The sequence below is a fragment of the Roseibium sp. M-1 genome (genome assembly GCF_054515675.1).
This window is the reverse complement of record NZ_CM137257.1, coordinates 3,366,635-3,385,312: the sequence shown is the minus strand read 5'-3', so window position 1 is coordinate 3,385,312 and position 18,678 is coordinate 3,366,635. Positions and strand designations below refer to the sequence as shown.

Sequence of the window (18,678 nt, the reverse complement as noted above, 5' to 3'; positions counted from 1 at the left end):
AGTGACCCTTCGGGCGGAGGCGGGCGCTAAAGCCCGTCGATAGGTGTTTGAAGCGAGAAATATTCGATCATGTTGCCGTCGGGATCCCTGAACTTGAAGAGGCTGATGGGGCCTTCGTGGATGACGCCGGCGCCCGCACCTGCGAGGGCCTCGGGCGCAACCGTCTTCACATGCCGGTAGGCCGCTTCGGCGTCGCCGACCTTGATATAGGGGATGGCATTGCCGCCCAGCACCGCGTCCGGTGCGAAAGTCTGTTTTGACACCACCGCAAAGAGGCCGCCGGCAATGTCGAAACCGATAAAGGCGTCCGTCTGCACCGAGGGGGATAGGCCGAAGACTTTCCGGTAAAAGCTCTCCGAGCGTTTCATGTCAGTGGAAAGGACATAGACGCCAAGTCTTTCCAGGGGCGCCGGGTGGGTGGTCTGCATGGCTGTCTCCTCGGATTTCAGGGCGGTGCTGGATGTCAGCAAAAGAACGGCAAGAATTTTCGGCAGGTGTCTGGTGATCATTCGTTTCGGCATGTGCGGCGCTTTCCAAGTTGGGTGTCCGGGTCCTATAACGGGCCTATGCTGACAGCGTGGTGGCAGCATTGTGTCCAGGCCCTGACCCCAGGGCCAGGATCCCGGGAGAGGACTATGCGGCGCGCGGACAGGTTGTTTGAAATCATCCAGATCCTGCGCAGGGTCCGCGCTCCGGTGTCCGCACAGGCGATTGCCGGCGAACTGGAAGTGTCGAAGCGCTCGGTTTATCGGGACATTGCCACCCTCATTGCCCGGAGGGTGCCGATCCGGGGAGAGGCCGGGGTCGGTTACGTGCTTGAAGGCGGCTTCGACATGCCGCCTTTGATGCTGACTGCCGACGAGATCGACGCGGCCGTTCTGGGAGCCCTCTGGGTGTCGACGCGCGGCGAACCGAGGCTGGCCCGGGCAGCGGAAAACCTGATTGCGAAGATCGAAGCCATTGCCCCGGAACCCCTCCGCCGCAATATCACCGGCAGCGCAATGAGTGTCCGGCCTGTCGGCCCGGCGGCGGAGGACACTGTCGATGCCGGCCTGCTGCGGCAGGCCATCCTGGACGGCAGGAAAATCACGATCGGCTATTGCGGCAAGGACGGGCAGACAAGCGAGCGGATCGTCTGGCCGGTGCTTCTGGGGTATCGCGACGAAGGCCGGATCCTGGCTGCCTGGTGTGAATTGCGAGAGGGTTTCCGCTACTTCCGGACGGAGCGGATGACGTTTGCGGCGCTTCTTGAAGAGCGCTATCCCGAGAACCCCGCTTCCCTTAAAAAGCGCTGGCGGATTGCCATGGACACGGAGCGGGAACGCTATTCGCGCGGCGCATCCTAGTGGTTCGATTCTGACATTTGCATCCCCCTGCTGCTAGCGCTGGAGCAAATGTCAAATTCGCTCCACTAGGGCGCTGGTCGTTGTGCCCGGCAATTGGACGCGGCGGATCAAGGCACCGCGCATCGCATGGGACAACGGCCGCCGGCTGATTGCCCCGTCTCCGATTGAACCTTAGGATGTTTGCATGGGGCGCATTCTGGAAACCGAGCTTTATCTGCCGGTCAAAGACTATCTCTTGGCACAGGGCTACGAGGTGAAGGCCGAGGTCGGTTCCGCCGATCTTGTCGCCTGCCGGGGCGATGAAGATCCGGTGATCGTGGAGCTGAAGACCGGCTTTACGTTGAGCCTGTTTCATCAGGCGGTCGCGCGCCAGTCGATGACCGACGCGGTGTACGTGGCCGTTGCACGGGGAAAGGGACGGCAATTTCTGCAGTCGCTGAAGAAGAACCTTCAGCTCGCCCGCCGGCTCGGCCTCGGCGTCATCACCGTTCGCCTGCCGGATGGCGTGGTGGAGGTGCATCTCGACCCGGCGCCCTTCACACCGCGCAAATCGAAACCGCGCAAGGAGAGGCTGCTCCGGGAGTTTTCCCGCCGTGTCGGCGATCCGAATGTCGGCGGCTCGACAAAGACAACCCTCGTCACCGCCTACCGCCAGGACGCCATCCGCTGCGCCGAGCATCTGATTGCAAACGGCCCGAGCCGCGGTGCGGATGTCGCCAGGGCAACCGGCGTCGCCAACGCCACCCGCATGATGGCCGACGATCACTACGGCTGGTTCGAGCGTGTCGAGCGCGGTGTCTTCGCCCTGACGCCTAAGGGGCGGGCTGACCTGCCTTCGGGGAAATCGGAAGGTGGATAACTGCAGTTTTCTTGGTAATAGGTCAGGATAACGGGCTTTCCCTTATTTGCTTGGTAACTTCAGTAACGTAGCTTTTGGGATGCAAGTGCGACGCAGCAATGCTGCGTTCCAGGAAATTCCGGCAAGGATGCGAATTGCCGGTGCGGCGCCAGGGCAGCGCCGCTGCCATGGGCTGTGTGATTGCGCGGTTTGTCCGCGCGATGGGCAGTCTTCCTTAGATCCCTGGACCGAAGAGTGTGAAATTGAAGGCTGGTTTCATTTTTCTCATTTCTGCAGTGCTGTCCTTTGGTTTTTATTCTTCCGCCTTTGCGGACGGCGCAGGATTCGCTCCCCTCAAGCTTGACGGCAACCTTGTGAAATGGGGAAAGGCGGAACTCGGCACACCCGCTCAGGTGACCTACGCCTTCGTGCAGGAACCGACGGTTCTGCAGCAGGCGCGCAATTGCAAGTCGATGGACAGTCTTGCCCGCCTCGCAAGGATCAACCACCTGTCGATGGATGCAATCCGGGAACAGGTCGGGCTTGCCTTCCGGCTCTGGGAGGATGTGAGCGGCCTGTCCTTTAGGGAAGTTCAGGATACCGCCGGTGCGGATATTCTTCTGGGCACTCAATCCGTTCCAAGGGGATTTGCCTTCACGAATGTGCGCTCTCAACCGGAACCGGCCGACGGGGCGGAAGTGCATGACGTCGCGGACCGCGGGCTGAGCAAGCCTGAGCGGCAACCGGTGGATCGTGGCGGAATAACCGGTGCTTTGAAACTCGCCAGGATCACCCAGTCCGCCATTTGCCTGAACCCGGTTCACAAATGGAAAATCGGATTTGACGGAGATCTCGGAGCCTACGACCTGCGCTATACCTTCGCCCATGAAATCGGCCATGCGATCGGTCTCGATCACTATGTGCGCGAAAGTTCCATCATGCATTTCAAGTACCGGGAAAACTTCCGCGGACTGCAACCGAGCGACATTGAAGGCGTGCAGTGGCTTTATGGTTCGCGCATGGATTGAGTCTGCCATCAATCCGACACGGTTTACGCGTATGTCTCTGGTTTCTGATATTGGATAATTTATTGATTTAAAACAAGATTTTTTCCAGCTCCTGTCTCCCGAAAAGGTCCGTTTTGCTCCCTATATTCGAAGCTGTGCCTCGGACAGGGCGAGCGGATCTTCGCTCTTCCGGCGCGACAACAAGGGAGAATAACATGACTAGCAAGATCGTTTTGACCGCGGTTGCGGCCCTGGCGCTGTCGCTCAGTCCTGCACTGGCGCAAGAGCCCCCTCAGCCGGAAGACGCCTCTCCAATGACCCAGGAAGTCTTGCCGGAGGCCAGTGGCGAGGCTGCCGGAATATTCGCCGAAGGCGCGACGCCTTTCCTTGCCGAGCAGAAGTCCGATCACTGGCTGACCAGCAACGTTGTCGGCCTCGAAGTCACCAATCCAGCCGGCGAAACCCTCGGCGAAGTGGCTGCGCTTGAAATTGATTCCGAAGGCAAGGTCGTCGGCGTCGTTATCGAGGCCGGTGGTTTTCTGGGCCTCGGCACCAAGCTGATCGGCGTTCCTTACGAAGCTGTCGAACATACCAGGACCGATCCCGGCGATCAGAAACTGGTGATCAAGGCTTCACAGGATCAGATCGAGGCTGCACCGGAATTTTTGACGAGGCTGCAGGTCCTTCAGGCCGAAGAGGCCGCGAAGGCCCGCCTGGAAATGGAACAGACCGCACCTCCGGCGCTGCCTGAGCCCGTCACGGGCAATTGACGTTGTCTGTTGGATAGCACCGCGTTGCCGGGCTGCAAGGCTGTGGTCCGGCCATGCCCCTCAATGAAAATCCCGGCTCGGGAACAGCCGCTTCGCCTGTTCCCTCGGGTGCATGGCCCGGGTTTTCCGGGCGTCCGATTTCAGGTGCACTGGCACGTCGTCGGCCTTGGGACCCATTTCACCCAGCACGCTGTCACTCGGGTGGCCGAGGAGGGAGAGGTCGCGGGAGCGGTCCTCGATGTGGTCGGCGATGAGATGCACCACGAGCCCCTCGCGCTCCAGCCGTCCGGTGACCTTGAGCAGCCGTCCGCCGAGCACGGCGGGGCGGAATTTTTCATACATCTTCGGCCAGACGACCACGTTGGAAACGCCGGTCTCGTCCTCCAGCGTCAGGAAAATGACGCCCGACGCGGTGCCGGGGCGCTGGCGGGTGATCACCAGCCCGCAGACGGAGACGCGCCGCGCCTCGCGGGGGGAAAGCGCGGCAAGCCGGTCATGCGGGGTCAGATGCGCGATATGCGGGCGCAGCAGTTCCATCGGGTGGGCGCGCAGGGTCAGGCGGGTCGACAGATAATCCTCCACCACCTCCTGGCCAAGATGCATGGCGGGCAGAATGACGTCCGGCTCGAAGATCGCCTCGCCGTCGATCGGATCGTTGAAAAGCGGCAAGGGCTTGGGGCTGCGGATGGTCTTCACCTGCCACAGCGCGGCGCGGCGGCTGAGGCCCATGCCGGCAAAGGCGTCGGCCTCGGCCAGCCGCTCTAGCGTTGCCGGCGCAACTCCGGTCCGGAGCCACAGCGTTTCCGTGTCCGGATAGCCGTTGCCGCGCGCCGCGACGATCCAGGCAGCGTCTTCTTCCCTCATGCCCTTGATCTGCCGAAACCCGAGGCGCAGCGCCAGCGCGCCGTCGCTGCGCCGTTCCAGCGTGTTGTCCCAGAGGCTGGTGTTGACGCAGATGGGGCGCACCTCCACCTGATGATCGCGGGCATCGCGCACGATCTGCGCCGGGGCATAAAAGCCCATCGGCTGGGAGTTCAGAAGCGCGCAGGCAAACTCGGCCGGGAAATGGCATTTCAGGTAAGCCGAGACATAGGCAAGCATGGCAAAGGCCGCCGCATGGCTTTCCGGAAAGCCGTATTCGCCGAAGCCCTCTATCTGGCTGAAGCAGTTCTGGGCAAATTCCGGTTCGTAGCCGCGGGCCAGCATGCCGGTGATGAACTTCTCCTTCAACTGCCCGATCGTGCCCATGCGCCGGAAGGTCGCCATGGACCGGCGAAGTTTATCGGCCTCCGAGGGCGTGAACCCGGCGGCGACGACCGCGATCTGCATCGCCTGCTCCTGGAAGAGCGGCACGCCGAGCGTCTTGCCGAGCACCTCCTCCAGCGCTTTTGAGGGGAAGGAGACCTTCTCCTTGCCCTGGCGGCGGTTGATATAGGGATGCACCATGCCGCCCTGGATCGGGCCGGGGCGCACGATCGCCACCTCGATGACGAGGTCGTAGAATTCACGCGGGCGCATGCGCGGCAGGAAATTCATCTGCGCCCGGCTTTCCACCTGGAAAACGCCGATCGCATCGGCCACGCAGAGCATGTCATAGGTCTTTGTGTCCGCCTGAGGCACGGAGCCGAGGGTGTATCCCCGGCCGTGATGATGATCGATCAGGTCGAAGCATTTGCGGATGCAGGTCAGCATGCCGAGGCTGAGAAGGTCGACCTTCAGGATGCCGAGGGCGTCGATGTCGTCCTTGTCCCATTCGATTACCGTGCGGTTTTCCATGGCCGCGTTCTCGATCGGGCAGAGCGCGTCGAGCCGGCCTTGCGTGATGACGAAGCCGCCGACATGCTGGCTGAGGTGGCGCGGAAAGCCGATGATCTCCCGGATCAGCTCGATGGTCAGTTGCACACGCGGGTTGGAAAGGTCGAGGCCGAGTTCCTTCACCCGTGTTTCCTCCGGCCCCTTGTTGGAGCTGCCCCAGATCTGACCGGCGAGCGCGGCCGTCACATCCGCATTCAGACCCATCACCTTGCCGACCTCGCGGATCGCCGCGCGGGTGCGGAAGTGGATCACCGTGGCGCAGAGCCCGGCGCGGTGGCGGCCGTATTTCTCGTAGACATACTGGATCACCTCCTCGCGGCGCTCATGCTCGAAATCGACATCGATGTCCGGCGGCTCGCCCCGGTGCTCGGAGATGAAGCGCTCGGAGACCATGGTGATGGTCTCCGGCCCGACATCGGTGATGCCGAGCGCGTAGCAGATGATGGAATTGGCGGCCGAGCCGCGCCCCTGGCAGAGGATGTGCTGACTGCGGGCAAAGCGGATGATGTCGTGCACGGTCAGGAAATAGGCGGCGAAGTCGAGCTTGGCGATGAGCCGCAGTTCCTTTTCCGCCATGTCCTGCGCGCGGGTGGGCACGCCGGCCGGATAGCGTCTTTCCAGACCTTCGCGGGTCAGCTGTTCCAGCCGTTCCAGCGGCGGCACGCCGCCCACGATCTCGTCCGGATATTCATAGGAAAGCTCGGAGAGATCGAAGCTGCAGCGGGTGGCGATTTCCAGCGTTCGCCGGAGCGCCGCCGGGTGGTGGCGGAAGAGCCGCGCCATGTCGCCCGGGGACTTCAGCCGCCGCTCGCCATTGGGCAGCGCCCTGGTCCCGATTTCGTCGATGCGGCAGCCTTCGCGCAGGCATGTCAGCACGTCGGCAAGCCGGCGCCTTCCGGCCTGGTGCATCAGCACGTCGCCGACGGCGACCATTGGCGCGGCAAGCGAATGGGCGGCGCGGGCGCAGAGGCGGAACCAGGCCTGATCGGTGCCGTCATAGCGGGGGGCGGCGCCCAGAAACACATGGCCGGGCGCTTCCTGGCGGAGACGGCGGACATGGTCCTTAGCTGTCGCACAAATTCCTGTCTCCACGGTCGCGCCCTGCGGCAGGGCGATCAGGATCAGTCCCTTGCAGGCGCTCAGAAGGTCGGCAAATCCGAGATGGCAATCGCCTTTCTCCGCCCGGCGCTTGCCGAGGGTAAGGAGCTGGCTGAGCCGCTCATAGGCGGCCCGGTCTGTCGGCAGCGCGATCCAGTCCAGCGGGCTGTCCTGCAGGCAGAGGCGCGCACCGACAATCAGCCGCGGCAGCTTCAGCGTCTGCGGTGCAGGCAGCGGCGGGGTCGTATTGGTTTCCTGGCGGGAGGATGTATCGATCTGCGAATGGGAACGGATCGGCACGCCTTCCTCCGTCGCCGCCCGCTTGATCTCCTTCAGCGCCGAATACGCCCGGACGACCCCGGCCAGCGAATTGCGGTCGGTGATGGCGATCGCATCGAGCCCGAGCGCGGCCGCCCGCGTCACCAATTCCTCCGGATGGGAGGCCCCGCGCAGGAAGGTGAAATTCGAGGTCACCGCCAGCTCCGCATAACGCGCCGGTTCCAGGCGAAAACTGTCAGGGTCCGGGAGAGAACTCATTGGCTGGGCTCCCGGGTCTTTCTTCCGGTGTCATCCCGGCCAAGCGTCAGCGCCGAGCCGGGACCCACTCGCCGGTCCGCTTGTCGAAGCGGAAGCGCTGTCCCCCTGCCACACCGCTCTGGAAGCAAGTGGGCCCCGGATCTCGCGATGCTCGTCCGGGGAGACACGGAGAAACAAGACCGGACTTGAGACATGGCACGGCCCTGCCGCTCGCACCCCTCTCCCCCCTTGCGGGAGAGATGTCCGGGAACCGGACAGAGGGGGGTGAAGCGCTGCCGCGGACTGCGGAGATGGCGTGTCCTGCCGAGGGGCTGCCACCCCCCTCTGTCTCCTGTCGGAGACATCTCCCCCGCAAGGGGGGAGAGGGGGAGTTTGCCGCAAGGCTCAGGGTAATTGCAGGAGCGGGAGACTGCACCAAACCTCTCCATCGTCATCCCGGCCAAGCGCAGCGCGAGCCGGGACCGGGGAGCCGGACGCCCTTGCGGCATGAATGCCCTTAAACCGGCAAATCCGGGCGCCCCGGTCCCGGATCTCCGCTGTGCTCCGTCCGGGATGACGATGGAAAGGCCGGGGGCGGTCGGAAAGGCACGGAACCTCATCAGCCGAACTCCCCTTGCACGAACCAGGCCGGGTGCTGGGGCGTGTGGAACAGCCACAGGCGCTGGCCCTGGTGGGTGGCGATGCGCCAGTAGTCGCGCAGGCCCTTGGCCCAGCTGCCGTCTTCCTCCCACCAGGCCGGGGTGATCCGTTCCGGGCCTTCCGCCTCGATGATGCTGAGCGACCGGCCGCGCCAGCGGAAGCGTTGCGGCGGCTCGAAACCGGCACCCGTAATGGGCTCGGGCGCGAACAGACGGATCGGGCGCGGCCGGTGTGCCGGCCAGGCGGCGACGGCGCGGCTGTAGGCGGCCGGCACCAGCTTGAAGCTGCGCTCGGGGATATGGCTGTCGACCGGCTGGAAGCGCAGGATGTTCTCCAGCCCCACCCGGTTGCCGAGCTGGGTGATCAGATCGTCGAGATTGTCTTTAGCAAGGCCCTCGGAGCGGTCGAGCTGGCGCAGGCCGAGCGGCTCCACCACCACCGCCTCCAGGCGGATCATGTCGATGCCGTAGCCCGCGTCGACCGAACTCACGCCGCGCTCGAAAAGGGCGAGGATGCGCTCGCCGTCGCGCATCGGCCGGGCGAGTTTCAGCTCCACCGCCTGGTTCTCCTGGTCGACCCGGCGGAAGGTCAGCTTCAGCTCCCGCGCCCCCTTCTGTGCCGTGTCGAGCCGGCGGCAGAGATGCTCCGTCAGCCGGCGGGCGGCAGCCATCACGTCGTCCAGGAGGCCGATCGGGTCGGGCAGGGTGATGCGCACGGCAAAGGCCGCTTCCTCACCAAGCGGCGAGATCTGTTCGGGCAGATCCCCCAGCGCCTGGTCGAGGCGGGAAAGCACGTCCCGGTCGAACCGGCGGGCGATGGTGGCGCGCGGCAGATTGTAGAGCTCAGAGACGGTGGCAATGCCGAGCCGTTCCAGCGCGGTGCAGGTCTGGTCGGCAAGGCGGAGGGCGGACAGCGGCAGGGCGCCGATCCGGGCCAGGGTCTCGCCGGGCGCGGCGATGCCCTCGGCAAAATGCGACAGCGCCCAGGCCATCCCCGGCGTGCCGGCAAGGCCGAGCCTTGCAGTAAGGCCGGCGCGGGCAAGGCGGGCGCGGATATCGTCCAGAAGCGGTTCCTCGCCGCCCATGAGGTGAGCCGAGCCGGTGATGTCGAGAAAAAGCCCGTCCCGCCCGTCGACCCCTACCCAGGGGCAGTAGCGGGTCGCCCAGCGGGCGAGCACCTTCAGGAACCGCTGGTCGGCGGCGGGATCCGCCGGCCGCGTCAACAGGCCGGGGCAGAAGCTGCGCGCATGCACCAGCGTCATGCCGCGGTTGAGGCCGAAGCCTTCAGCGCGCGGGCACAGGTCGTAAAGGCGTTCGGAATTGCGGTCGAACAGGCTTAAGGCAAAAGGCGCGTCGACGGGCCGGGCGCGTAAGCACCGCTCAGCCGCCAGCCTCGGAAACCACAATGACACGATGCGACGCTGCATCCCAACGCACAACCCATTCCGACAATGTTCCTATTTTGTTCTTTATAAGCGACCAGCGCCAGTGAGTCGAGTCATGGCCGTTTTGACGAGGGCCAATAGGGGAGCTGGAAGAGGTGCCGGAAGAGGCAATGGAAACGGCAGTTGAAGGACCGGCTGCACCGGCACAGCGCCAGCGGGTTTCGGCGGCATTGCTGCCCGCACCTTCCGGGATCAGCAGGACGGCGGTGGTGCCGCCGGCCTCGGCGGCGAGCTGCAGCCTCCGGCCTTCCGTCAGGCCGATGGCACCGGAAACCTCCGCCACCACCAGTCCGGCGGCGCCGGAGCGCAGCGCGGTTTCCGCGCTCGCCAGAACGGTGAGCTGGCTGTCGGCCCGGGTCAGCAGCAGCCGGCCAGGATCGCAATAGGGGGCAAGGCCTTCAGGATGCACGGTCGGGCGCCAGCGTTCGGAAATCCACACGACCGCGCCCTTGGCCGTCCCGGCGGCAATCGCCGCAAAGGCCAGTGCGCCGTCGCCGCAGACTTCGTGGGCACGGGCATGTTTCAGCGGATAGACGGAGGAGAATTTCAGGGTCATGCGGGATCGATTCAGCCTTCAACGGGAAGAAGCCTAATGGATTGGGGCCGCTTGTGGAACCGGGTTCCGCCCGGTGGCGGGCGCCAGTCCGGTGTCTGCCCGGCATCCATCCCTGAATCTGTCCCGGGGTGGGGGCGATCACCGGCACGGCTGTCCTTTGAAAAAGCCGCAGTTAAGTCATTCGAGCTTGGCAGTGGTTTCATGTGAGCCGGAGAAATTTCTCTCCGAAATCATGAGACGAGGCCAGGACGTTTCCCCTGTGCCCGGGCAGGTTGACTTGAGGCGGTCCGTGCGGTGCCGGAAAACCCCCAAAACCCGCGGAAAGACCCGCTCCTCAATCTGCCGGATGCCGGGATTTTCCGAATTTGCATCTTTCCCTCTTGCGGACGCGGTCAAGGCGTCTTTTAATGTTCATATGAGCGTCATATAACGTTCATATGAAAACAATACGAAACGCAGGCGTTATCGTTTCTGATGCCGATGAAGCCATTTCGGCATCGTGAAGAAGACCAACTGCTGATCGGGGCCATCGGCCCTGCTAGATGGGAGCAAATGAACATGGCTTATCGCAAGACCGTCGCCAGCCTCGTTGCTGCGGCCGCCCTCCTGGGCACGTCCTCCGCGTCTTATGCGGCGACCGACATCACCTGGTGGCACGCCATGGGCGGCAAGCTCGGTGAAGTTGTTGTCGAGATTTCCAACGGCTACAACGGATCGCAGGACGCCTGCCAGATCACCCCGGTCTTCAAGGGCACCTACGAAGAAACCCTGACGGCCGGCATCGCCGCCTTCCGCGCTGGCGAACAGCCGAACATCCTGCAGGTGTTCGATGCGGGCGCCGCCACCATCATCGGTGCCAAGGGTGCGGTCGTTCCGGCTCAGGACATCCTGGAAAATGCCGGCGTTGCCTTCAACATCGAAGACTACATCGACGGCGTTCGCTACTTCTATGCCGACAGCGCAGGCAAGATGATCGGCATGCCGTTCAACTCCTCGACGCCGATCCTCTACACCAACGAGGAAGCCCTCAAGAAGGCCGGCGTCGAAGCTCCGAAGACCTGGGAAGAGTTCCAGGAAATCGCTCCGAAGCTGAAGGAAGCCGGTTACGTGCCGCTTGCCCAGTCGCACCTGCCGTGGATCTTCACCGAGAACTTCATGTCTCGCCACAATCTGCAGTTCGCAACCAACAACAACGGTTACGACGGCGCGGAAGGCACCACGCTGGTCTTCGGCGAGCCGATCAAGGACCACTTCAAGGCCGTCAAGAGCTGGCTGGACGATGGCCTGTTCGGCTACTACGGCACCGGCTGGGGTGACAACCAGACCCCGTTCAACGAAGGCAAGATCGCCATGTGGCTCGGGTCTTCCGGTTCCTTCGGCGGCATTGCCGAGACGGTCGAATTCCCGTTCTCCGCAACTTACCTGCCGTACTGGAACGCAGTTGAAGGCGCTGGCACCGGCACCTTCATCGGCGGCGCGGCCCTGTTCGCCATGTCCGGCAAGGCGGACGAGGAAAACAAGTGCGTTGCCTCCTTCTTCGAATACCTGACCTCTCCGGAAGTCCAGTACAAGTGGCACAAGGACACCGGCTATGTGCCGATCACCAACGCCGCCTATGAACTGGCCAAGAAGGACGGTTACTACGAAACCACCCCGGCTGCCGAAATCGGCATCAAGCAGCTGACCCTGCCGGGCGGTGAGTGGACCAAGGGCTACCGCATGGGCTTCTACGTCCAGATCCGCGACGTGATGAACCGCGAATACGGTAAGATCATGTCCGGCGAAACCACCGTCGATGAGGCTTTTGCCACCATCGAGGCGGACGGCAACAAGCTCCTGGAGCGTTTCGCCAAGACCACCAGCAACTAAGCCTGGGCTTAGTCGCCAGACCGATAGGGGCGCCCTGGCGCCCCTATCGACCTTTGCGCGCGGCCGTATACACATACCCATTCACCCGGATGTATGCGTTTATGGTCCGGAAACGCCGACATTCAGCCGGGCAGGCTTGAATGTTTTGACCTCAAATGGTCCGGTGTCGATCCGCAGCGAAATGAGTGAAGCCTTGGGCATCCAACCAATGCCTGATGTTTCCGGCAGGTTGTTCCGCAAGGCGCAGCCGGCGCCAAACGTACCCGGTGGTCGAGAAACGAAATAATGAAAAAAGTCCAGTTTCAGTCTCCGTGGCTGCCATACCTGCTGCTTCTGCCGCAGCTCGGTATCGTGACGGTCTTCTTCCTGTGGCCGGCCGCGCAAGCGATCCAGTCTTCCTTCTACCTCGAGGACCCGTTCGGCTTTGGCTCGACCTTTGTGGGGCTCGACAATTTCAAGGACATGGTGACCTCGACCGACTACGGACGGGTCGCACGGTTCACGGCGGTCTTCACGTTCTTCGTCACCTTCCTCTCGCTTGGGCTTGCGCTTCTCCTGGCGGTCAAGGCGGACAAGGTCCTGCGCGGTGCATCCTCCTACAAGACCCTGCTCATGTGGGTCTATGCGGTCGCCCCGCCCGTTGCCGGCCTCATCGGCGTGCTTCTGTTCGACCAGCATGTCGGCCCCATCGTCGAGCTCTTCGCTCTCTTCGGCTGGAAGATGCAGATCGGCGTGAGCTATTTCGACACCAGCTTCGCCATGATCGTGACAGCGGTCTGGAAGCAGATCCCGGTGAATTTCATCTTCTTCCTGTCCGGCCTGCAGGGCATCTCCAAATCCGTCCAGGAAGCCGCCAGCATCGACTGCCGGTCGGGCTTCCGCCGGTTCTGGACGGTGACCTTCCCGCTGCTGGCGCCGACGGGCTTCTTCCTGCTCATCATCAACATCACCTACGCCTTCTTCGACACGTTCGGCATCATCGACGTCATCGTGAAGAACGAGCCCGGCAACAACCCGGTGACCCTGGTCTACAAGGTCTACCTGGACGGCTTCCGCGGCAATGACCTTGGCGGTTCGTCCGCCCAGTCCGTCATCCTGATGGCGATGGTGTTCATCCTGACAATCATCCAGTTCCGCTTGATCGAGCGGCGCGTGCATTACACCTGAGGGAGGCGGCAATGAAAAAACTTCAGATCTCCGATCATGTCATCCTTCTCCTCGGTGTCTTCTTCATGGTGACACCGGTTGTGCTGGCCTTCCTGACCAGCACCCATGACGCGATCACCATCTACAAGGAAGGCATCCAGTTCACGCCGGGCGGCAAATTCTTCGAGAATTACCAGACGGTCCTGTTCGAGGCCGGCGGTTTCACCAAGCAGGTCGACGGCTTCGTCATGCTGAAGAATTCGCTGATCCTCGGCCTCGGCTTTGCCATCGGCAAGATCGTGATTTCCATGCTGGCGGCCTATGCCATCGTCTATTTCCGCTTTCCGATGGCAACGCTCTGCTTCTGGGTGATCTTCGCGACGCTCCTGCTGCCGCTGGAAGTGCGCATCCTGCCGTCCTACGAAATCGTCCAGTCGCTCGGCATGGTGAATACGTATAGCGGCCTGATCGTGCCGCTGATCGCCTCCGCGACGGGCACCTTCTTCTTCCGCCAGTTCTTCATGTCGGTCCCGGACGAGCTTCTGGAAGCCGCCCGCATCGACGGCGCGGGACCGTGGAAATTCTTCAAGGACATCCTCGTGCCGCTGTCCCAGACGATGATCGCGGCGATCTTCATCATCATGTTCGTTTATGGCTGGAACCAGTATCTCTGGCCGACCCTGATCACCACCGACGAAAGCCTCTTCACCCTGGTGCGCGGCATCAAGCAGATCCTGCAGGTCTGGGTGGGGGCGCAGATCCCGGCATTCAACGAAGCCATGGCCCTGGCGATCCTCGCCATCGTGCCACCGGTGCTCATCGTGGTGATCTTCCAGAGCTGGTTCGTCAAAGGGCTCGTCGAGAGCGACAAGTGAGGTTTTAGGATAAATGGCAACGATTACTCTCGACACGGTCCGCAAGGTCTATGGCGGCAAGGTGGAAGCGGTCAAAGGCGTTTCCATCGATATCGCCGACGGCGAATTCATTGTACTCGTCGGCCCGTCCGGCTGCGGCAAGTCCACGCTTTTGCGCATGATTGCGGGCCTTGAGGAAATCACCACGGGTGACATCAAGATCGGCGAGCGGGTGGTCAACCGGGTCGACCCGGCCGACCGCGACATCGCCATGGTGTTCCAGAACTATGCGCTCTATCCGCATATGTCGGTCTATAACAACCTGGCCTATGGCCTTAAAAACCGTGGCATGGCCAAGTCCGAGATCGACCGCCGCGTGAAGGAAGCCGCCCGCATCCTTGAAATCGGCGACTATCTCGAGCGCAAGCCGCGTGCCCTTTCCGGTGGCCAGCGCCAGCGTGTCGCCATGGGCCGCGCCATCGTGCGCGAACCGGCCGCCTTCCTTTTCGACGAGCCGCTCTCCAACCTCGACGCCAAGCTGCGCGTGCAGATGCGTGTGGAGATCAAGCGCCTGCAGCGTTCGCTCGGCACCACCAGCGTCTATGTCACCCATGACCAGCTGGAAGCCATGACCCTGGCCGACCGTCTCGTGGTCCTGAGCGGCGGCAACATCGAGCAGATCGGCGCGCCGATCGACGTCTACGACAAGCCGGCCTCCACCTTCGTCGCCAGCTTCATCGGCTCTCCGGCGATGAACCTCATGGACGTGAAGGCGGACGAAACAGGCCTGTCGCTGGTGAAGGGCTCCGGCCTCAAGGGCGCAAATGCAAAGGGTCGCGACCGCTACACGCTCGGCATCCGGCCGGAACATCTGGACGTCGTCGGGGCGCCCGGCGAGGGCGAAGGCGTCCATCTGGAAGCCAGCGTCAATGTGCTCGAGCCAGTCGGTGCGGAAAGCTATCTCTATGCCAGCCTTGGAGAGGGCGGAACGGAAATCCTGATCCGCGTTTCCAGCCACGCCCGGCACGAGGCCGGTGAAAAGCTCTATCTGCGTGCGGCACCCGAAAACGTGCATTACTTCGACGCGGAGACCGGCCGCCGGATCGACTGAAAATTAAAGCGGGCCACGTCATTCGATTTCTCGAGGCCCGCTTTGACACTCCTTTTGACGCACGTTGCGAAAAACCGGTATCCGCTTTTTCGCGATGTGCTCCGAAATTCAGGCGAGGCGGCGTAACGAGGGCCGCCGGACCCGAACTGCCACCCCGGGCAACCGGGGTGGCATTTTTGTTTGCGGAAGTGAAAGGAGCAAGCATTCAGGCTCCGTATTCCGTAAGCAGCATCACCCACTCTCCCTCATCCTGAGGAGCCGCGAGAGCGGCGTCTCGAAGGATGGGTCACTTGCTCCGGAGAGTGCTGCCGATCCTTCGAGACAGCGCTGACGCGCTTCCTCAGGATGAGGTCTTAAAACGTTGCGGGCCTTCCAGATTAGGACCCTCCTGACGGTGCTTGTCAGGAGTGTGGCAGGAGTTGTCTGGATCTCCAGCCACCCCTCTGGCAAACACCTTGAAGACCGTTTCAGGGAGAGACTTTTGGAACCCTTCAAGAACAATATTTCACCGGACCTCGTGCGTTGCCTCGCTGGCCATCTTGAAAAACACATCAAGGGGTTCGACCGGCCTGGGTTCGAGGCGGAGATCCTTTCTTCTCTGGACGCTCTGGAGCTGAAGCAGCGCGCCAGGCTGATTGCCGATGTTGCCGGCCGGCACTTGCCGGAAAAACTCGAGGAGCGCTTTGCGGTCCTGAAGGCAGTGCTGCATCCGGCGATGGAAGTGGCTTTCGACCGGGGCAGCGACGCGCAGGGCATTCGCGGCTGGGGCATCATGCCGCTCGGCATGGTCGTCGCCGATTGCGGTCTCGATGATTTCGAGGCGTCCTTTGCGCTTTTGAAGGAAATGACCAAGCGCGCAACCGCGGAATTCGATGTGCGCGCGTTCCTGGCCAGGGACCAGGAGAGGGCGCTGGCGATCATGGCGCCCTGGGTAAAGGACGACAGCGTTCATGTGCGCCGCCTTGTCTCCGAAGGCACGCGCCCGCGCCTGCCCTGGGGGCTGCGCCTGAAGCGCCTGGTGGACGACCCGTCCCCGGTGCTGCCGCTGCTGGAAGCCCTGAAGGACGACCCGGAAGACTATGTCCGCCGCTCCGTCGCCAACCATCTCAACGACATAGCCAAAGACCATCCGGATCTGGCGGCGGAGATCGCCGCGCGCTGGCTGAAGGGGGCGGACAAGAACCGCGAGAAACTCGTCCGCCATGCCTGCCGGTCCCTGATCAAGCAGGGGCACACGCCAACACTCGAAGCCTTCGGCCTCAATCCGCCGGAAATCAAGGTCGACGGGCCACGCATCGGCACGCCCAGAGTTGCCTACGGCGACGCTCTCGGCTTCGACGTTGATCTGGTATCGACGGGCGGAAAACCTCAGGAGCTGGTGCTCGACTATCTTGTGCACTTCAAGAAGGCCAACGGTACGCTGGCGCCAAAAGTCTTCAAATGGTCGAAGCTGACGCTGGCGCCGGGCGAACGGGTTACTCTGTCACGGACGCACGCCATCCGGCCGATCACGACGCGGGTCTATTACGGCGGAACCCAGGCGGTGAGCCTCAGGATCAATGGCCGTGATTTCGGGTTTTCGGAGTTCGAGCTTCGAATGCCCGGGGCGGATTAGAGCCGATCTGAAAAGGCTCCGCGGCACCGGTCTGAGTCGGGGACGATGAGGGAAGCCAGGTGAGTCGCCGCCATTTCCGAATTATCGGCTGGAGGATCGATCTCCTTGGAAATAGACACCTAACTGCTTACAAGTGGTGGTGAAATTGACACTCAACTGAAGATAACGAGGTAATTCTATGCAACTTCAGATGCGAAGAGGGTATTGGCAATAAATACAAAGTAAAACAATATTAAAATCCTCGAGATATTTTTGAAGTAATCTTCAAATCTCTAGGGGGCGCGGCAATGTCGATCCGCAATTCGCTTGTCTGGAAACTGGTTCTTCCGATACCGGTTCTGGTCATAATAGGCATTGCTGCGGCCTGGTGGCTCATACCCCAGGCTGTTGTCGAAAACGCGCGCGAGAGCGCCACCAGGCACGGCGTGCAGTCCGCCAATCAGTTCAAGACCATTCGCGGTTATTACACCAGCAACGTGGTGGCAAAGGCCAAGGCCAGTGGAGCGCTGAAGCCTTCTATCGATCACACGAATGTTTCCGACGCGATCCCGCTTCCGGCCACGATGATCCACGATCTGAGCAAGCTGCTGGAGAACAACAGCACCAGCATCGCGCTCTACAGCGCCTATCCGTTTCCCAACAGGCAGACACGCAAGCTTGACGGGTTCCAGCAGGAAGCCTGGGATTACTTGAGGAAAAATCCCGAAGCGACCTTCTCCAAAGAGGAGATCCGGAACGGGAAGACGGTTATGCGTGTCGCCATTGCGGACACGATGAGTGCAGAAGGTTGTGTCAGCTGCCACAATGCCCATCCCCAGTCACCCAAGACAGACTGGAAGCTGGGTGAGGTTCGCGGCGTTCTGGAAGTCGATACAGATATCGGCAAGGATCTCGCCGAGGCCAGTTCTGTCACGACGAACATCATAATCGGGATGGCGGTCGTCGGAATCGGAATCCTTTGCATGGTTCTTGTGGGCGCAAAACGCATGTCTGGACCGATCAGCGACATTACCAGGTCAATGGGACGGATCGCCGAGGGAAATCTGGACGCAAACATTCCGGGCAGCGAGCGCCGGGACGAAATCGGAAAGATGGCTTCTGCGCTTGCGGTCTTCAGAAACGGTTTGCAGCAAGCCAGAGACCTCGAAACCGAAAAAGACAAGAAACACGCTGAGAAAGAGGAAGAGCGCCGCAGGCTGGAAACCTCCATCGAACTCTTTGCCGAAAAGGTCGGTGGCATTGTCGAGGCGGTCGCGCGGGCTGCCAGGCAGCAGGACGAAACTGCAAGGTCCATGGCGGCAATTTCGGACAAGACCAGTCAGCAGGCCATCTACGTTTCAACGGCGTCCGACGATGCCATGAACAACGTTCAAACCGTGGCCGCGGCGACGGAGGAAATGTCCAAGACGATCGAGGAAATCACACAGCAGGTTGCCAACGCCTCCGAAGCTTCGAAAAAGGCAGTCATCGAAGTTGGAAGTTCGAATACCCAGATGAACAAGCTTGCCGAAACCGCCAACAAGATCGGTGAAGTAATCGGCCTGATTTCGGGGATCGCCGAACAGACCAATCTCCTTGCGCTCAACGCGACGATCGAATCCGCCCGAGCGGGCGAAGCCGGTCGCGGCTTTGCGGTGGTGGCCAGCGAGGTCAAGGAACTTGCAGGGCAGACGACGCGGGCGGCAGAAGAGATTGTCCAGCAAATCGAAGACATCCAGAATGCAACAAGGCAGGCTTCGATATCGCTTGAAAATGTCAGCATGGTAATTGGAACCGTTGACGAGATTTCCTCGGCCATTGCCGGTGTCATGGCCGAGCAGGGCGACGCAACCAGGGAAATCGCCGGCAGCGTCCATCTTGCTTCGGACGGAACCCGAAAGGTGAACGAGAACATTCTCTCGGTGACTGCGGCCTCGCAAGAAGTCGGCAGCGCGTCGAACTCGTTGCTTTCCTCCGCTTCCGAACTGTCCCAGCAGGCGGCTCAGCTGCAGGCTGAGGTGAAGGCCTTCATAGAGCAGGTCCGTGCCGCGTAA

At 62.0% G+C, this 18,678-nt stretch carries 14 protein-coding genes; 10 read left to right on the top strand and 4 right to left on the bottom strand.

Translation table 11 applies throughout. The annotated features are described in order from the left end of the window. Nucleotides 1-26: 26 nt before the first annotated feature. Nucleotides 27-521: a VOC family protein gene (locus ACX3M4_RS15215; RefSeq protein ID WP_459353852.1), complete on the bottom strand. Its 495-nt coding sequence runs from the start codon at nucleotides 519-521 to the stop codon at nucleotides 27-29. Between the two features lie 114 nt (nucleotides 522-635). Between ACX3M4_RS15215 and ACX3M4_RS15210 the strand changes: the two genes are divergently transcribed. The 4 genes from ACX3M4_RS15210 to ACX3M4_RS15195 all read left to right on the top strand — a co-directional run bounded on the left by ACX3M4_RS15210 (nucleotide 636) and on the right by ACX3M4_RS15195 (nucleotide 3,961). Next, nucleotides 636-1,346: a helix-turn-helix transcriptional regulator gene (locus ACX3M4_RS15210; protein ID WP_459353851.1), complete on the top strand. Its 711-nt coding sequence runs from the start codon at nucleotides 636-638 to the stop codon at nucleotides 1,344-1,346. Between the two features lie 184 nt (nucleotides 1,347-1,530). Next, a complete protein-coding gene (locus ACX3M4_RS15205) occupies nucleotides 1,531-2,205 on the top strand; it encodes a DUF2161 domain-containing phosphodiesterase (protein WP_459353850.1) in 675 nt (224 codons plus the stop codon). A gap of 236 nt (nucleotides 2,206-2,441) precedes the next feature. Next, the gene (locus ACX3M4_RS15200; RefSeq protein WP_459353849.1) at nucleotides 2,442-3,212 is read left to right on the top strand and encodes a matrixin family metalloprotease; all 771 of its coding nucleotides are present in this window, start codon (nucleotides 2,442-2,444) and stop codon (nucleotides 3,210-3,212) included. A 194-nt stretch (nucleotides 3,213-3,406) separates the two neighbouring features. After that, nucleotides 3,407-3,961: a PRC-barrel domain-containing protein gene (locus ACX3M4_RS15195; protein WP_459353848.1), complete on the top strand. Its 555-nt coding sequence runs from the start codon at nucleotides 3,407-3,409 to the stop codon at nucleotides 3,959-3,961. Nucleotides 3,962-4,021: 60 nt separating this feature from the next. Here the strand turns inward: ACX3M4_RS15195 and ACX3M4_RS15190 are convergent, their stop codons facing one another. The 3 genes from ACX3M4_RS15190 to ACX3M4_RS15180 form a co-directional block, all read right to left on the bottom strand. Continuing rightward, entirely contained in the window at nucleotides 4,022-7,411 is a 3,390-nt protein-coding gene (locus ACX3M4_RS15190) for an error-prone DNA polymerase (RefSeq protein ID WP_459353847.1), read from the bottom strand. Between the two features lie 598 nt (nucleotides 7,412-8,009). After that, the gene (locus tag ACX3M4_RS15185) at nucleotides 8,010-9,461 is read right to left on the bottom strand and encodes a Y-family DNA polymerase (protein WP_459353846.1); all 1,452 of its coding nucleotides are present in this window, start codon (nucleotides 9,459-9,461) and stop codon (nucleotides 8,010-8,012) included. Beyond that, the gene (locus tag ACX3M4_RS15180; protein WP_459353845.1) at nucleotides 9,430-10,050 is read right to left on the bottom strand and encodes an ImuA family protein; all 621 of its coding nucleotides are present in this window, start codon (nucleotides 10,048-10,050) and stop codon (nucleotides 9,430-9,432) included. The genes ACX3M4_RS15185 and ACX3M4_RS15180 overlap by 32 nt, the downstream gene beginning before the upstream one ends. 558 nt (nucleotides 10,051-10,608) lie before the next feature. Between ACX3M4_RS15180 and ACX3M4_RS15175 the strand changes: the two genes are divergently transcribed. The 6 genes from ACX3M4_RS15175 to ACX3M4_RS15150 all read left to right on the top strand — a co-directional run bounded on the left by ACX3M4_RS15175 (nucleotide 10,609) and on the right by ACX3M4_RS15150 (nucleotide 18,678). Further along, nucleotides 10,609-11,919, top strand: coding sequence for an extracellular solute-binding protein (locus ACX3M4_RS15175; RefSeq protein WP_459353844.1), 1,311 nt, complete (start codon nucleotides 10,609-10,611; stop codon nucleotides 11,917-11,919). Nucleotides 11,920-12,204: 285 nt separating this feature from the next. After that, complete coding sequence (locus ACX3M4_RS15170) at nucleotides 12,205-13,086, top strand: ABC transporter permease subunit (RefSeq protein WP_459353843.1); 882 nt, start codon at nucleotides 12,205-12,207, stop codon at nucleotides 13,084-13,086. Between the two features lie 11 nt (nucleotides 13,087-13,097). Then, on the top strand, nucleotides 13,098-13,940 hold the full coding sequence (gene ugpE / locus ACX3M4_RS15165) for a sn-glycerol-3-phosphate ABC transporter permease UgpE (RefSeq protein ID WP_459353842.1): 843 nt from the start codon (nucleotides 13,098-13,100) through the stop codon (nucleotides 13,938-13,940). 13 nt (nucleotides 13,941-13,953) lie between these two features. After that, a complete protein-coding gene (locus ACX3M4_RS15160) occupies nucleotides 13,954-15,030 on the top strand; it encodes a sn-glycerol-3-phosphate import ATP-binding protein UgpC (RefSeq protein WP_459353841.1) in 1,077 nt (358 codons plus the stop codon). A gap of 481 nt (nucleotides 15,031-15,511) precedes the next feature. Next, a complete protein-coding gene (locus ACX3M4_RS15155) occupies nucleotides 15,512-16,645 on the top strand; it encodes a DNA alkylation repair protein (protein WP_459353840.1) in 1,134 nt (377 codons plus the stop codon). Nucleotides 16,646-16,932: 287 nt separating this feature from the next. Further along, nucleotides 16,933-18,678 carry a methyl-accepting chemotaxis protein gene (locus ACX3M4_RS15150; RefSeq protein ID WP_459353839.1) on the top strand — a complete coding sequence of 582 codons (1,746 nt, stop codon included), beginning with the start codon at nucleotides 16,933-16,935 and terminating at the stop codon, nucleotides 18,676-18,678.

Excerpts from the sequence above, each read along its gene's own strand:
- ACX3M4_RS15215 (WP_459353852.1), bottom strand. The coding sequence starts at position 521 with ATGCCGAAACGAATGATCACCAGACACCTGCCGAAAATTCTTGCCGTT.
- ACX3M4_RS15210 (WP_459353851.1), top strand. The coding sequence starts at position 636 with ATGCGGCGCGCGGACAGGTTGTTTGAAATCATCCAGATCCTGCGCAGG.
- ACX3M4_RS15205 (WP_459353850.1), top strand. The coding sequence starts at position 1,531 with ATGGGGCGCATTCTGGAAACCGAGCTTTATCTGCCGGTCAAAGACTAT.
- ACX3M4_RS15195 (WP_459353848.1), top strand. The coding sequence starts at position 3,407 with ATGACTAGCAAGATCGTTTTGACCGCGGTTGCGGCCCTGGCGCTGTCG.
- ACX3M4_RS15190 (WP_459353847.1), bottom strand. The coding sequence starts at position 7,411 with ATGAGTTCTCTCCCGGACCCTGACAGTTTTCGCCTGGAACCGGCGCGT.
- ACX3M4_RS15180 (WP_459353845.1), bottom strand. The coding sequence starts at position 10,050 with ATGACCCTGAAATTCTCCTCCGTCTATCCGCTGAAACATGCCCGTGCC.
- ACX3M4_RS15175 (WP_459353844.1), top strand. The coding sequence starts at position 10,609 with ATGGCTTATCGCAAGACCGTCGCCAGCCTCGTTGCTGCGGCCGCCCTC.
- ACX3M4_RS15170 (WP_459353843.1), top strand. The coding sequence starts at position 12,205 with ATGAAAAAAGTCCAGTTTCAGTCTCCGTGGCTGCCATACCTGCTGCTT.
- ugpE (WP_459353842.1), top strand. The coding sequence starts at position 13,098 with ATGAAAAAACTTCAGATCTCCGATCATGTCATCCTTCTCCTCGGTGTC.
- ACX3M4_RS15160 (WP_459353841.1), top strand. The coding sequence starts at position 13,954 with ATGGCAACGATTACTCTCGACACGGTCCGCAAGGTCTATGGCGGCAAG.
- ACX3M4_RS15150 (WP_459353839.1), top strand. The coding sequence starts at position 16,933 with ATGTCGATCCGCAATTCGCTTGTCTGGAAACTGGTTCTTCCGATACCG.